General features: G+C 45.4%; 15 protein-coding genes. 12 read left to right on the plus strand and 3 right to left on the minus strand.

Annotated features, from left to right (window positions below; genetic code table 11):
* Positions 1-238: 238 nt before the first annotated feature.
* Together PCY07_RS05315 and PCY07_RS05320 are read right to left on the minus strand one after the other, a co-directional pair.
* On the minus strand, positions 239-466 hold the full coding sequence (locus PCY07_RS05315; protein ID WP_301356164.1) for a 16S rRNA processing protein RimM: 228 nt from the start codon (positions 464-466) through the stop codon (positions 239-241).
* A 468-nt stretch (positions 467-934) separates the two neighbouring features.
* Complete coding sequence (locus PCY07_RS05320) at positions 935-1,174, minus strand: phage minor capsid protein (RefSeq protein ID WP_301356203.1); 240 nt, start codon at positions 1,172-1,174, stop codon at positions 935-937.
* A 195-nt stretch (positions 1,175-1,369) separates the two neighbouring features.
* Between PCY07_RS05320 and PCY07_RS05325 the strand changes: the two genes are divergently transcribed.
* From PCY07_RS05325 to PCY07_RS05335, 3 genes are all read left to right on the plus strand, one after another.
* Positions 1,370-2,173 carry a DUF6287 domain-containing protein gene (locus PCY07_RS05325; protein ID WP_301356163.1) on the plus strand — a complete coding sequence of 268 codons (804 nt, stop codon included), beginning with the start codon at positions 1,370-1,372 and terminating at the stop codon, positions 2,171-2,173.
* Positions 2,170-2,337, plus strand: coding sequence for a hypothetical protein (locus PCY07_RS05330; protein ID WP_301356161.1), 168 nt, complete (start codon positions 2,170-2,172; stop codon positions 2,335-2,337). The genes PCY07_RS05325 and PCY07_RS05330 overlap by 4 nt, the downstream gene beginning before the upstream one ends.
* 115 nt (positions 2,338-2,452) lie before the next feature.
* The gene (locus PCY07_RS05335) at positions 2,453-3,265 is read left to right on the plus strand and encodes a PrsW family glutamic-type intramembrane protease (RefSeq protein ID WP_301356159.1); all 813 of its coding nucleotides are present in this window, start codon (positions 2,453-2,455) and stop codon (positions 3,263-3,265) included.
* A gap of 196 nt (positions 3,266-3,461) precedes the next feature.
* Here PCY07_RS05335 and mnmE read toward each other — a convergent pair whose 3' ends face one another.
* Positions 3,462-4,835: a tRNA uridine-5-carboxymethylaminomethyl(34) synthesis GTPase MnmE gene (mnmE, locus tag PCY07_RS05340; RefSeq protein ID WP_301356157.1), complete on the minus strand. Its 1,374-nt coding sequence runs from the start codon at positions 4,833-4,835 to the stop codon at positions 3,462-3,464.
* A gap of 161 nt (positions 4,836-4,996) precedes the next feature.
* Here mnmE and rpiA point away from each other — a divergent pair, with 161 nt between their 5' ends.
* From rpiA to PCY07_RS05385, 9 genes are all read left to right on the plus strand, one after another.
* Positions 4,997-5,668 (plus strand): ribose-5-phosphate isomerase RpiA, encoded by a 672-nt coding sequence (gene rpiA, locus PCY07_RS05345; protein ID WP_215195143.1) that lies wholly within the window; start codon positions 4,997-4,999, stop codon positions 5,666-5,668.
* A gap of 92 nt (positions 5,669-5,760) precedes the next feature.
* Positions 5,761-6,972 carry a phosphopentomutase gene (locus PCY07_RS05350; RefSeq protein WP_215195144.1) on the plus strand — a complete coding sequence of 404 codons (1,212 nt, stop codon included), beginning with the start codon at positions 5,761-5,763 and terminating at the stop codon, positions 6,970-6,972.
* Position 6,973: 1 nt separating this feature from the next.
* Positions 6,974-7,519: a DUF1697 domain-containing protein gene (locus PCY07_RS05355; protein WP_301356154.1), complete on the plus strand. Its 546-nt coding sequence runs from the start codon at positions 6,974-6,976 to the stop codon at positions 7,517-7,519.
* A 12-nt stretch (positions 7,520-7,531) separates the two neighbouring features.
* Positions 7,532-8,341 carry a purine-nucleoside phosphorylase gene (locus tag PCY07_RS05360; protein WP_215195146.1) on the plus strand — a complete coding sequence of 270 codons (810 nt, stop codon included), beginning with the start codon at positions 7,532-7,534 and terminating at the stop codon, positions 8,339-8,341.
* 4 nt (positions 8,342-8,345) lie between these two features.
* Positions 8,346-9,578 carry a chloride channel protein gene (locus PCY07_RS05365; protein WP_301356153.1) on the plus strand — a complete coding sequence of 411 codons (1,233 nt, stop codon included), beginning with the start codon at positions 8,346-8,348 and terminating at the stop codon, positions 9,576-9,578.
* On the plus strand, positions 9,575-10,288 hold the full coding sequence (locus tag PCY07_RS05370; RefSeq protein WP_301356151.1) for a type 1 glutamine amidotransferase: 714 nt from the start codon (positions 9,575-9,577) through the stop codon (positions 10,286-10,288). The genes PCY07_RS05365 and PCY07_RS05370 overlap by 4 nt, the downstream gene beginning before the upstream one ends.
* Before the next feature lie 533 nt (positions 10,289-10,821).
* Entirely contained in the window at positions 10,822-11,532 is a 711-nt protein-coding gene (deoD, locus tag PCY07_RS05375) for a purine-nucleoside phosphorylase (protein WP_013903492.1), read from the plus strand.
* Positions 11,532-12,299, plus strand: coding sequence for a hypothetical protein (locus PCY07_RS05380; RefSeq protein ID WP_301356149.1), 768 nt, complete (start codon positions 11,532-11,534; stop codon positions 12,297-12,299). Before deoD ends, PCY07_RS05380 begins: the two co-directional genes overlap by 1 nt.
* Positions 12,300-13,031, plus strand: a complete 732-nt coding sequence (locus PCY07_RS05385; protein WP_301356147.1) for an NAD-dependent protein deacylase — start codon at positions 12,300-12,302, stop codon at positions 13,029-13,031.
* The last annotated feature ends 124 nt before the right edge of the window (positions 13,032-13,155 follow it).

Genomic DNA, 13,155 nt, shown 5'->3' on the forward strand with positions numbered 1-13,155 from the left:
CTAAGGATTCCTCCTAAACCTTATGTACCTACGATACAAATAAAGTCATACAAAGTCAAGAACTTTCTTAAAGTTTTTCTAAATATTTTCGTTCCAGGTAGCCGCAAAGAAGCTGCGTCTATCGGTTTTTGTACTCTCAAGATTTAAGTAACTGTACAACATCTGGTAAGACAGTAGTCATATCGTACAGGTTTAAAGTTATTGAATAAAAAAAGCGCCTAGATTTTCTAAGCGCAAATTAATAATACTGTACTTCAACCTTGCTCATGATATCTGGTAAAGTCTTTCCATTGATCGGAATAGAAATCAAATCGAAAAACGATGTCGCTTTATATTCCTTATCACCTATCATAATCGAAATGTCATTGGTAGAATTAGGAAATATACCACACGTCTGGCCTTTATAGTCAAAAGAAGGGTCCCAACCATTGTCATACAATGCTTGCAAATCATCTAGTATCGACATAATATATCTAAATTCTCCTACTTTTATTTTCTGATAGATCTCTGGTGCTTCGACTGACCAATTTTCCTTTGTCGTCAAAAACATAATCGTGAGCGTGCTCGTCTTATAATCCACAAGGGTGCTTGTCGGATCGACTGTGATTGGTGAAATGTTTTCAGCCCATGGTCATCATAGTAGGCTCTTGCTAGTGCTTTTCAGTTCACGCTAATGTGCTGGACAATAGTAATAGTGTTAGGTGTTCCTATACGGCCTGGCGGAGTATGCCCGACTGTTGAACTATTTACACATACAATTTTACCACTTTCTATAGCTTTTTCAATCTGTTTGTTAGACTTTGTATAAGGGGTGGTATAATATTTCTCTCTCGCATAATTCCGATAAAGAAACAACTTATCTTTCAGAAAATCACGCACAAAACACTGCTGAGTACGTATCTTACTCTTATACTTGCTTATCAGCTCTTTGTTACTAAGTTTTTTTTGAAACATGGAGCTTTTCTTTACGATCCGTTATAGATCGTTCCATCGCCCTTTGTTTGGCCTGTGCATTAGCATTTTTAATCGCATCTTCTTGCGAGATAGTCTGGAGATCATCACCCAAATCTGGCATATCATTGATTCCGATAACAAACGGTGGTGGATAATGCACGCAGTTAATGCTAAGACATCCGGCTGGTATTCCATAGCCGTGAACCGCTAGGCTAGCGATAGGACCCTATAGCCATCCTCTTTTCTTGCTTCACCATACGTTACAAAATGGTGGTTTGAGGACTCTCGAAATTTAAGCAATTATATAACTAACATATTTTTTTCTTATCACAATTATAAATTCTTCCCTTTCACTTTTTCTTTGACTCTCCTTTCTTATTTTTCTAAAATAGTAGGTATGTGAAGGGAGATTGATATGAAAAAAGGTTTGGTAATTGTGCTTTCTGCTCTGGTATTGGCTTCGTGTGGTCGTCCTCAGAGAACGGTGACACCTAAGAGTTCGGATACCAAGCAGACAAGCACTTCGGAAAAGAAACAGTCTGGTATGGATTTGAAAACTATTAAGGCTAAGGACTACTCGAGTATCAAGGGGACTTGGATCGATGGTCGTGGCAATGAGCTGGTCTTTGATGACAAAGGCTTGGTCAGCGAGGATGTTGAGCTTGATGCATCGAGCTTTAAGCAGAAGGACCAGATTGCTGAGATGACGGTTAGTGCTAAGTCGGGTGTTGGAGGCTACGGTCTTTTGCTTCTTCCAAAAGGTCAGAAAGCGGGCAAAGACGATGCTTCGGATAAGTCCAAGGATCGGATCTGGGCTGGTCAGTCACCAGCTTATGGCGATGATGACAATTTCTACTATCGCAAGAAAGAGCAACCGAAAGATCGGGAGCAAGTAGATACAGACGATAGCAGTAGTACGACAAAGACCAGTAAGGCCAAGAAGTGGAATGCTCGATCGGATAGCGAGGTTAAATCTTCGAAGAAGGCGGATCAGAATGATTATCCAGGCTACACCGATGCTCAGGTCGAAGCTGCGCGTGTCTGGGCTTATGTGATCAAGAACGTGCCATCAGAATTAAATATTTCAATAGTGCAGCTGGAACAAAGATTTATAATGGTGGCTTGGGAGTTGATTATCCCAAAGATGTGCGTCATCTATTTGGTTCTTATTCAGCTGAAGGAAATATCACTTACGCATCCAACGGTGATGGGACAGTGACGATCTATCCTGTACCGAGCCACTGGCAACAGTCTGCAGATGAACTCAATAGTGAGGAGTTTATGACGCAATTTACCCAAGGGATCTTGGACCATGCTGAAACGGTGACATTGCCTGATGGGGATCCAGACATGATTCGCCAGATCCTAGCCGTATTGAAGTAGGAGCTGGATTTGAGAGATCAGTTTATTGTTTTTTTGAGCTGATCCTGTTACAATGATACTACACGGAAAAGACTGGGCTTCCAGCCTTTTTCATTTCACCATAGAAAGGTCTTTTATGAAACGCAAATCGATTTTGTTTCTCTATTTACTCTTGCTAGCGATTGGACTGGCCTATGAGACCCAGTCGCTGACGGAAGGCTGGATGTCTGGTAGCCAGTACGGGATTGTGGGACTTTCGACCTTGATCCTTTTGGTCTATGCGCTTCCTGCTGTTTGGGCTCTCTTTCATTTTTCTAAGAAGTGGAAGTTGTCTTGGGTACCGGTTCTCTTTTCTTTTTTAGGTGGGGGCTTTGTTGCCGGTTGGTTGTCTAGCTTTGCCAATACCTATTTCCATGACATGATTCAAGCGATCGCTCCAAATAGCGACTTTTGGAACCAGTACGAGAGTGCCATTGCTGCGCCACTCTTTGAGGAACCCTTTAAGTTGATTCCGATCTTCTTTGTCCTCTATTTGTTCAGTGTCCGTCGCATCAAGTCGATTTTCCTCTTGGCTATTGCCTCTGGTCTTGGTTTCCAGATCGTGGAGGACTTTGCCTATATCCGTCAGGATCTGCCGGAAGGTTTCTCTTACACGGTGTCAGGGATTCTTGGTCGTGTGGCCAATGCTCCCATGTCTCACTGGGTCTACACAGGTCTTGTTATGCTAGGGCTCTTCCTAATTGTCCAAGCAAGCAGAGGACGCAAGGATTTACGTCTAGTAGGCTGGGGATACTTAGTAGCTGGGTTTGGACTCCATTTTGTTGGCAATTCACCTTTCTCACAAATCGTGACCGAGTTGCCTATTGCGATTCCAGTCTTGAATGCTAGTGGGCTCTTCCTAATCTACCAAGCTTATCAAACCGTCGAGCGATTAGAACAAGCAAAATAAAACAAAAAAAGAATGAGAGTGGGACAGAAATCGGTTATTCGTTAGAATTCGATTTCGTCGTCCCACCTCCGCACAGTTGAGTAGGGCTGTAAAAGCTGATGAAATCAGCGTAGTAGAGCCCACTCAACCACTGCGTCTTGCTCGACAATCCAAAAATAATTGAGAGGCTAGGACTTTTGTCCCAGCCTCATTTTTGTTATTTACCAAGACAGAACTGGCTGAAGAGTTGGGTGATGAGCTCATCTGGAGCAGCATCCCCTGTGATTTCTCCGAGGATTTCCCAGGTGCGGGTGAGGTCGACTTGAAGCAGGTCTACCGGCATACCGAGGGCCAAGCCTTCGTTGACCGCTTGCAGGCTTTCAACAGCTTTCGCGATGAGAGAGATGTGACGAGCATTAGAAAGATAAGTCGCATCTTGCTCAACCAGCCCAGCATTTTCGAAGAAAAGAGCATTGATCCGGTCTTCGATTTGATCGATGTTTTGGTTTTTCAGAACGGAAATCTTGATATGATCTTCCGGCAGTTGGTCGATTTCGATCTTCTCTGGGAGGTCGACCTTGTTGAGAAGGATGATGCGGTTGCTATCTTGTGAGATCTCAAGGAGTTGGCGGTCTTGATCGGTCAAAGGCTCGCTTGCATTGAGGACCAGAAGAACCAGATCAGCTTCCTTGAGGGCTTTTTTCGACCGTTCGACACCGATTTGCTCAACGATGTCTTCGGTCTCACGGATCCCAGCCGTATCGACTAGTTTTAGGGGAACGCCGTTGATGTTGACGTATTCCTCGATAACGTCACGGGTGGTTCCTTCGATATCGGTCACGATGGCTTTTTCTTCGCGAAGAAGATTATTGAGGAGGCTCGACTTGCCGACGTTTGGACGACCGATGATAGCAGTAGAGATCCCTTCACGCAAGATCTTACCACGACGGGCAGTCTTGAGGAGGTTGGTCAAGAGGGCTTCAAATTCACTGGTCTTTTCACGGATGATCTCAGTGGTTGCTTCTTCGACATCATCGTACTCAGGATAGTCGATATTGACTTCGACCTGGGCCAGGGTATTAAGGATTTCTTGGCGCGTGTTGTTGATGAGGTCAGACAGGGAACCGTCTAGTTGCTTAACGGCGATGTTCATAGCCTTGTCGGTCTTAGCTCGGATAATTTCCATGACCGCCTCAGCCTGGGTCAAATCGACCCGCCCATTGAGGAAGGCCCGCTTGGTAAATTCCCCAGGCTCAGCTAATCGAGCGCCTTCGCGGATGACCAGCTGCAGGATTTCATTGGTCACCGCAATCCCACCGTGGGTATTGATCTCGATGATGTCCTCACGGGTGAAGGTCTTCGGCGAGCGCATGGCTCCAATCATGACTTCGTCGAGGATCTCGTTCTTGTCTGGATCTACGATATGGCCGTAGTTGAGCGTGTGGCTAGCCACGCTGGTCAAATCTTTCCCTTTGAAGATCTTTTGCGCGATGGCAAAGCTGTCTGTCCCGCTCAAGCGGACGATCCCGATAGCCCCCTCACCAAGAGGAGTCGAGATGGCAGCAATGGTATCAAATTCTTTAGTAATCATGTCATTTCTCTTTTCCTGTAGATTCATCTCTATTCTATCGTAAAGTCAGCGGACGGGCAAGGTTTTGCTTTTAGAACTAAAACTGGAAAGGTTTTCAAATAATTAGTGAAATCTCTTTCAGAATATGCTATACTGTAATAGAATATAAAAGGAGGTCTATGATGGTAAACCTAAAAGAACAGGTAGGAATTAAAGCGGCTGAGTTTGTCAAAGACGGCATGATTGTCGGTCTCGGTACAGGGTCAACTGCTTATTATTTTGTGGCTGAATTGGGTCGTCGCATCAAGGAAGAAGGCTTGCAGATCACAGCTGTCACAACTTCGAGTGTGACCTATGATCAGGCTGAAAGTTTAGGCATCACGCTCAAGGCTATCGACGATGTCGAAGTGGTCGATGTGACAGTGGATGGCGCAGATGAAGTGGATCCTCAATTGAATGGGATCAAAGGTGGCGGTGGTGCTCTCCTCATGGAAAAAATCGTCGCAACCAATTCTAAAGACTGCATTTGGATCGTGGATGAATCCAAACAAGTCGCAACCCTTGGGGCTTTCAAACTTCCAGTGGAAGTAGTACAATACGGGGCTGAAAATCTTTTCCGTCACTTTGAGCAAAAGGGCTACCATCCTGCTTTCCGTCTCGCAGATGATCAACGATTTGTAACCGACCAAGGCAACTTCATTATTGACTTGGATCTCAAGGTGATCGAGGATGCACAAGCTCTAGCCAATGAACTGGATCACACCGTCGGGGTTGTAGAGCACGGTTTATTCTTGAACATGATTTCAAAAGTGATTGTAGGGACACCAGATGGCCCTGTCATCATTGAAAAATAGGTTTCTCCAAAGAGGGGCCGGATCTAACACGGCTCTCTTCTTATAGGGATTTGGTATAATATAGCTAGTTTAATAAAGGAAAGAGGCAGTATATGTCGAAATTTAAACGCATGCACTTAGTTGTGCTGGATTCAGTTGGGATCGGTGCTGCACCAGATGCCAATAACTTTGTCAATGCAGGTGTTCCAGATGGAGCATCTGATACATTGGGCCACATCTCTAAAACCGTCGGCTTGAATGTACCAAACATGGCGAAAATCGGTCTTGGAAATATTCCTCGTGAAGTACCATTGAAGACTGTGCCAGCTGAAAGTAACCCAACTGGCTATGCGACAAAATTGCAAGAAGTCTCTCTTGGGAAAGACACCATGACTGGTCACTGGGAAATCATGGGGCTCAACATTACAGAACCTTTTGATACCTTCTGGAATGGTTTCCCTGAAGAAATTTTGACTAAAATTGAAGAATTCTCAGGACGTAAGGTCATCCGTGAGGCCAACAAACCTTATTCTGGTACAGCGGTCATCGATGACTTTGGTCCACGTCAAATGGAAACTGGTGAGTTGATCATTTATACATCAGCAGACCCTGTGCTTCAAATCGCAGCTCACGAAGACATCATTCCTTTGGATGAGTTGTACCGTATCTGTGAATACGCTCGTTCCATCACTTTGGAACGTCCAGCTCTTCTTGGTCGAATCATTGCTCGTCCTTATGTTGGGGAACCAGGCAACTTCACACGGACAGCCAACCGTCGTGACTTAGCTGTATCACCATTTGCGCCAACTGTTTTGGACAAGTTGAACGAAGCTGGTATTGATACCTATGCAGTAGGTAAGATCAACGATATCTTCAATGGTGCTGGAATTAACCACGACATGGGCCACAACAAATCAAATAGCCACGGTATGGATACCTTGATTAAGACGATGGGACTTCCTGAGTTCCAAGAAGGCTTCTCATTTACCAACTTGGTAGACTTTGATGCTCTTTACGGTCACCGTCGCAATGCTCATGGCTATCGCGATTGCTTGCATGAATTTGACCAACGCTTGCCAGAAATCATTGCAGCTATGCGTGAAGATGACCTCTTGATGATCACTGCAGACCACGGAAATGACCCGACTTACGCTGGTACAGACCATACGCGTGAATACATTCCATTCTTGGCTTATAGCCCATCCTTCAAGGGCAATGGCGTGATTCCAGTCGGCCATTTCTCTGATATCTCTGCGACGATTGCAGAGAACTTTGGTGTTGAAAAAGCCATGATCGGCGAAAGTTTCTTAGACAAATTGTACTAAGATGACACGTTTTGCTCTCCTCGTAAGAGGGATCAATGTTGGCGGGAAAAACAAGGTTGTGATGGCAGAGCTTCGAGAGAAGCTCCAAACGATCGGGCTGGATGGGGTAGAGACCTACATCAATAGTGGCAATATCTTCTTTGAATCTGCTGCTTCTAAAGAAGAATTGGTAGATTTGCTGGGACATTTCTTTCGTGAACACTATCCCTTTATCCAGTCTTTTTCTCTCTTTTCAGCTGAGGACTATGCGCAAGATCTCGCTGCTCTACCAGCCTGGTGGCAGGAGAATCTGGCTCGCAAGGATGTTCTCTTTTACACAGAAGGCCTCGATCAGGATGCTGTTTGGGAGTTGGTCTCCTCTTTTTCGCTCGGTGATGAAATCATCCATCGTGGAAGCCTTGGGATCTACTGGGGCAAATACTCAGAAGAGACCTATACAAAGACCGCTTACCACAGACAAGTCCTCAAAATGCCGGATTACCGTCTGTTTACCATTCGCAATGCCAATACATTTGACAAAATTGGCCAATTTTTAAGGAAATCATAAAGGAAATATGCAATGACATTATTAGCAAAAATCAATGAAACAGCTGCTTTTTTGAAAGGTAAAGGAATGGAAGCACCTGAGTTTGGCTTGATCCTTGGATCAGGTCTTGGAGAACTGGCTGAAGAAATCGAAAATCCAGTCGTAGTAGACTACTCTGAAATTCCAAACTGGGGTCGTTCAACGGTTGTCGGCCATGCTGGTAAATTGGTTTATGGTGATCTTGCTGGACGCAAGGTTTTGGCCCTTCAAGGACGTTTCCACTTCTACGAAGGAAACCCACTAGAAGTGGTGACTTTCCCAGTTCGTGTCATGAAAGTTTTGGGCTGTGAAGGGGTTCTTGTTACCAACGCTGCCGGTGGTATCGGCTTTGGTCCTGGTACTTTGATGGCTATCACAGACCACATCAACATGACTGGTCAAAACCCATTGATCGGTGAAAACTTGGATGACTTTGGTCCACGTTTCCCTGATATGTCAAAAGCTTACACACCTGAATACCGTGAGACAGCTCATAAAGTGGCTGACAAATTGGGTATCAAGTTGGATGATGGGGTTTATATCGGTGTGACTGGTCCTACCTACGAAACTCCAGCTGAAATCCGTGCATATAAGACACTTGGCGCAGATGCTGTCGGAATGTCAACCGTTCCTGAAGTCATCGTTGCAGCGCATTCTGGCTTGAAGGTTCTTGGTATTTCATGTATTACTAACTTTGCGGCTGGTTTCCAAGAAGAGCTTAACCACGAAGAAGTAGTAGAAGTGACAGAGCGCGTCAAAGGCGACTTCAAAGAATTGCTGAAAGCGATTCTTGCTGAACTCTAATCCAATGAAAGTACGACTCCAAAGGCTACCCTACGGACTGAGGTTACTTCTAGCTACTTTATCCTTGGGAATAGGAACAGGTCTGGTCGGAATTGCCTGCCATTATCTACTAGAAGGGGTGCAAGGGCTGGCCTTTGGCCAGGATACGTCGGATTTACTCCAGCAATTTCAAGAAGCTGGAGGCCTCCGTAGGTTTCTGGTCTTGTGTGTGACTGGGTGCTTGGCAGCTGGCTTCTGGTATGTCCTGCAAAAGCGTTATAAGATCCTGTCTATTCGCCAGCAAATTGACTTAGCTGGAGACAGGGATCCAGCGCCCTTCGCCCACCTCCTTCATGCAGGGATGCAGGTGGCGATTGTCGGAGCAGGCGCATCGGTCGGAAAAGAAGGAGCCCCACGTGAGGTCGGGGCTCTTCTAGCTGGTCGCTTGGCGAAGGGATTTTCACTAGCTCTCAAAGAACGAAAAGTCTTGATCGCCTGTGGTGCTGGAGCTGGTTTGGCTGCGGTCTATCAGGTCCCTTTTGCCAGTAGCTTGTTCGTCTTTGAGACCTTAGGACTCGCCTACGGTTGGCAGAACCTTCTACTGGTTTTGACCAGCACTTATCTGGCCACCTGGGTCGCTCAGTCCATCGTTGGTCAGGAGGCCATTTATCACCTGTCTGCAGTTTCATGGTCGGCTAGCAGTTTCTTACAGGCTATTGTGATTGCTTTCTTGGTCACTCCCTTGGCTCTGGTCTTTGCTTTCCTCGCCAAGCAGGCTAGTCACAAACGGCGGAAGGATGGGACGATTCTTTGGGCTCTTCCTCTAGCCTTTCTAGTGCTGGGGAGTCTAGTAGCCTTTTTCCCTATCTTTATGGGAAATGGACAGGTACTAGCGCAAGCCCTCTTGTCTAGCCAGTCGATTCCCTATCTTCCACTGACTCTAGCAGTGAAGGGACTTATAGTTTATCTCCTCTTGCGTAATGGTGCCTATGGGGGAACCTTGACGCCATCATTTGCCTTAGGAATAGGGTCTGGCTACTTAGTGACTTTATTGATGACAGTTGTTGGCATTCATTTAGATCCTGCTCTAGGGATGCTACTTGGAGCGACAGTCTTTTTAGGTACGATCCTAGAAGCTCCTCTGACAGCCATTGCCCTGAGCCTTGGATTTACAGGCCAAGCTTGGAATTTGACTATCCCGCTTGTGCTTGCGGCTGGTCTGTCTTATGTGATTCGAAAGAGATGGGAGAAGAAATGATGAAGGTACATTTTGTACTGCATGAAACTTTTGAAGTGCCGGGCGCTTATCTAAAATGGGCACAGGAGCGTGGCCATCAAGTGACCACGACCAAAGTCTATGAGAATGAAGCCTTACCAGAGACAGTGGATGAGATCGACTTTTTGATTGTCATGGGAGGTCCTCAATCGCCAGATGAAGATCGAGAAGCTTTTCCATACTACGATCCTCAGGCAGAGATCGAACTGATTCAAAAGGCCATGAAGGCTGATCGTTATATTGTTGGGGTCTGTCTTGGTGCCCAGCTCTTGTCTGTTGCCTATGGAGCGAAGTATGAGCACAGTCCGGAACGTGAGATTGGTATTTTTCCTGTGACCTTGACGCCTGAAGGACTCAAAGATCCGCATGTCGGTGAATTTGGAGAAACTCTTGAAACTGGTCACTGGCATGGCGATATGCCAGGATTGACAGAGGATGCTGTCGTTCTTGCGACTAGTCAAGGGTGTCCACGTCAGATGATTCGCTTCAGTCCTAAACACTATGCCTTCCAAGCCCACTTGGAATTTGATCCAGAAGCAGTCGATCTCTTGATTGCTGCAGACGGTGAAGCTGTTTTGGAAGATCAAAGCCAAAACCTGACCTTTGTTCAAAAACCTGAAGCCATTCGTGCTTACGATTATCGAGAAATGAATGCCAAACTCTTTGCGTTTTTGGACTCATTAACAAATTAAATAAAAAAGAAAGGAAAGGGAGTTCGGGTTTGAAACTGAACCCGGAATCGCCTTAACTTTCAAAACTAACTTACAATTGACCCCGCCCTAAAAGCTGTGTGAAAAAGATCGATGGACTTGCAAGTCCAGTACTTGCTGCGTCCATCCCCTATTTTCACTGTGCTTTTTACGGGCTTGGTATCTTATAGAAAGGTAGAGCATGTGTTCTGATTTGAACACGAGCGGAAAGCTTTTCAAATCACTCAATTAAAAAAGAAAGGATGGGTTAACCGTATTCTCTGAACTGAATACGGGCGGAGAACTGTGTAAAAAAGATAAACTGTCTAGCATCTGCGATGCGTCGTCAGTTTCCTATTTTTACTTTGCCTCTTTAACGCCTATTCTAAAAAAATAAAAAAGAAAGGTAGAGCATGTGTTCTGATTTGAACACGAGCGGAAAGCTCGGAAAATAGATAATCTGACTGAGAAATCAGGATTTCTCGTCAGATTCCTAATTTTCAGTCGCTTTCTGGTCGCTCTTTGTATCATAAACTATGTCTATCCATATTGCTGCTAAGCATGGTGAAATTGCTGATAAAATTCTTCTTCCTGGGGATCCTCTTCGTGCGAAATTTATTGCTGAAAACTTCCTTGAAGACGCTGTTTGCTTCAACGAAGTCCGGAACATGTTTGGTTACACAGGTACTTATAAAGGTCATCGTGTATCTGTCATGGGTACTGGGATGGGGATGCCATCGATCTCTATCTATGCGCGTGAGTTGATTGTCGACTACGGCGTGAAGAAATTGATTCGTGTGGGTACTGCTGGTTCATTGAACGAGGATGTGCATGTTCGTGAATTGGTCTTGGCACAAGCTGCCGCAACCAACTCAAACATCATCCGCAACGACTGGCCTCAATACGATTTCCCACAAATCGCTAGCTTTGATCTTTTAGACAAAGCTTACCACATTGCCAAAGACCTTGGTATGACGACTCACGTCGGCAATGTCTTGTCATCAGATGTCTTCTATTCAAACTATGGTGAAAAGAACATCGAGCTTGGTAAATGGGGTGTGAAAGCTGTAGAAATGGAAGCAGCAGCTCTTTACTATCTTGCTGCTCAACACCATGTAGATGCCCTTGCTATCATGACGATTTCAGACAGTTTGGTCAATCCAGATGAAGACACTACAGCTGAAGAACGTCAAAACACTTTCACTGACATGATGAAAGTTGGTCTTGAGACCTTGATTGCAGACTAATGGCAAAATTCCTTCATGATGAATGGCTCTACGATCTCCAAAATTATCACTACAGTCGGGCTCTGCGCTCTATCAAGCAGCAGGAAGAAGTACCGGATTTGTTGGTGAGCTTACTCCAGTTAATGGCGGAGCGTCGAGAGCTTAATATCCAACCCGTCATGAATCAAAAGTTGAGAACCGAGTTGCTAGAAGCGACTGGGTTTCAACTTTTTTGGCATGAAGATCCAGAAGATGAGCTGTTGGCCAACTACCTCTATGACTTAGAGGCGAAGTTGCGAAATGAGCAGATTATTGACTTTGTTCGTGCCGTTAGCCCAGCCATCTATCGGATCTTTATGCGATTGATTCAGTTGAAAATTCCTGATATTACCAACTATATCCATAACTCCAAAGAATCCAGTTATGACCGTTGGAAATTTGAGAGCCTGCATGCGTCAGACAATCCTATCCTGCAGCAATTTCACAGCGAAAGTGTGGTCAATTCATCCAGTTTGACGGAGTTGATTGTGCAGTTGGACTTGCCAGATAGCGTCAAAGTTGCGGCCCAACAATTGCGGGAGTTAGAAAAATCAGTTCGCAACCCCCTGGCCCACTTGATCAAGCCCTTTGATGAAGAAGAGCTCCATCGGACAACGGGTTTCTCTTCTCAGGATTTTATGAAGAATTTGATTGACCTAGCGAGCTACACAGGCATCCATTATGATCAAGTTAACTTCTATTTTGATCAGGCCAATGCTGTCATGGAAGAGCTACTAAAGGAGAAGTAGATGGATAAGATTGCTCAATTACAGGCGATGATTGATCAGAGTCAACGGATCGTGTTTTTCGGAGGAGCAGGAGTTTCCACGGAGTCAAATATTCCAGATTTTCGAAGCTCAGACGGTGTCTATAGTGTTCAGGTAGGGCGGCATTTGACAGCCGAGCAATTGGTCTCCCATACCATGTTTGAGCGCTATCCAGAGGACTTTTTCGACTTTTACAAGAAGTACTTGCTCTACCCAGATGCCAAGCCCAATGCTGCCCATCGCTATCTGGCTCGGCTTGAGGAGACCAGTAAGCTCAAGGCAGTGGTGACACAAAATATCGATAGTCTCCATGAAATGGCTGGGTCAAAAAGGGTCTTGAAACTCCATGGCAGTGCCGACCGCAATTACTGTACGGGTTGCCAGCGATTTTATGATTTGGAGGCCTTTCTAGCTTTGGAAGGCCCGGTTCCCCATTGCCTGGACTGTGGCAAGGTGGTCAAGCCTGATGTGACCCTCTACGAGGAGTCCCTTGATATGGACGTCTTTAGCCAAGCAGCCCAAGCCATCCAAGAGGCTGATCTCCTGATTATCGGCGGTACCTCCCTTGTGGTCTACCCAGCAGCCAGCTTGATCCAGTATTTCCAAGGGAAGAAGCTGGTTGTCATCAATAAAACCAGTATCCCACAAGACAAGCAAGCAGACCTGGTCATTGAAGGGAAAATTGGGGAAGTATTTTCACAATTAAGACAATAAAAAGAGAGTGGGACAGAAATCGGTAATTCGTTAGAATTCGATTTCGTCGTCCCACCTCCGCACAGTTGAGTAGGGCTGTAAAAGCTGATGAAATCAGCGTAGTAGAGCCCACTCAACCACTGCG

Origin of the sequence: Streptococcus sp. SP1, assembly GCF_030440005.1 — a bacterium.
GTDB classification, from domain to species: Bacteria; Bacillota; Bacilli; order Lactobacillales; family Streptococcaceae; genus Streptococcus; species Streptococcus parasanguinis.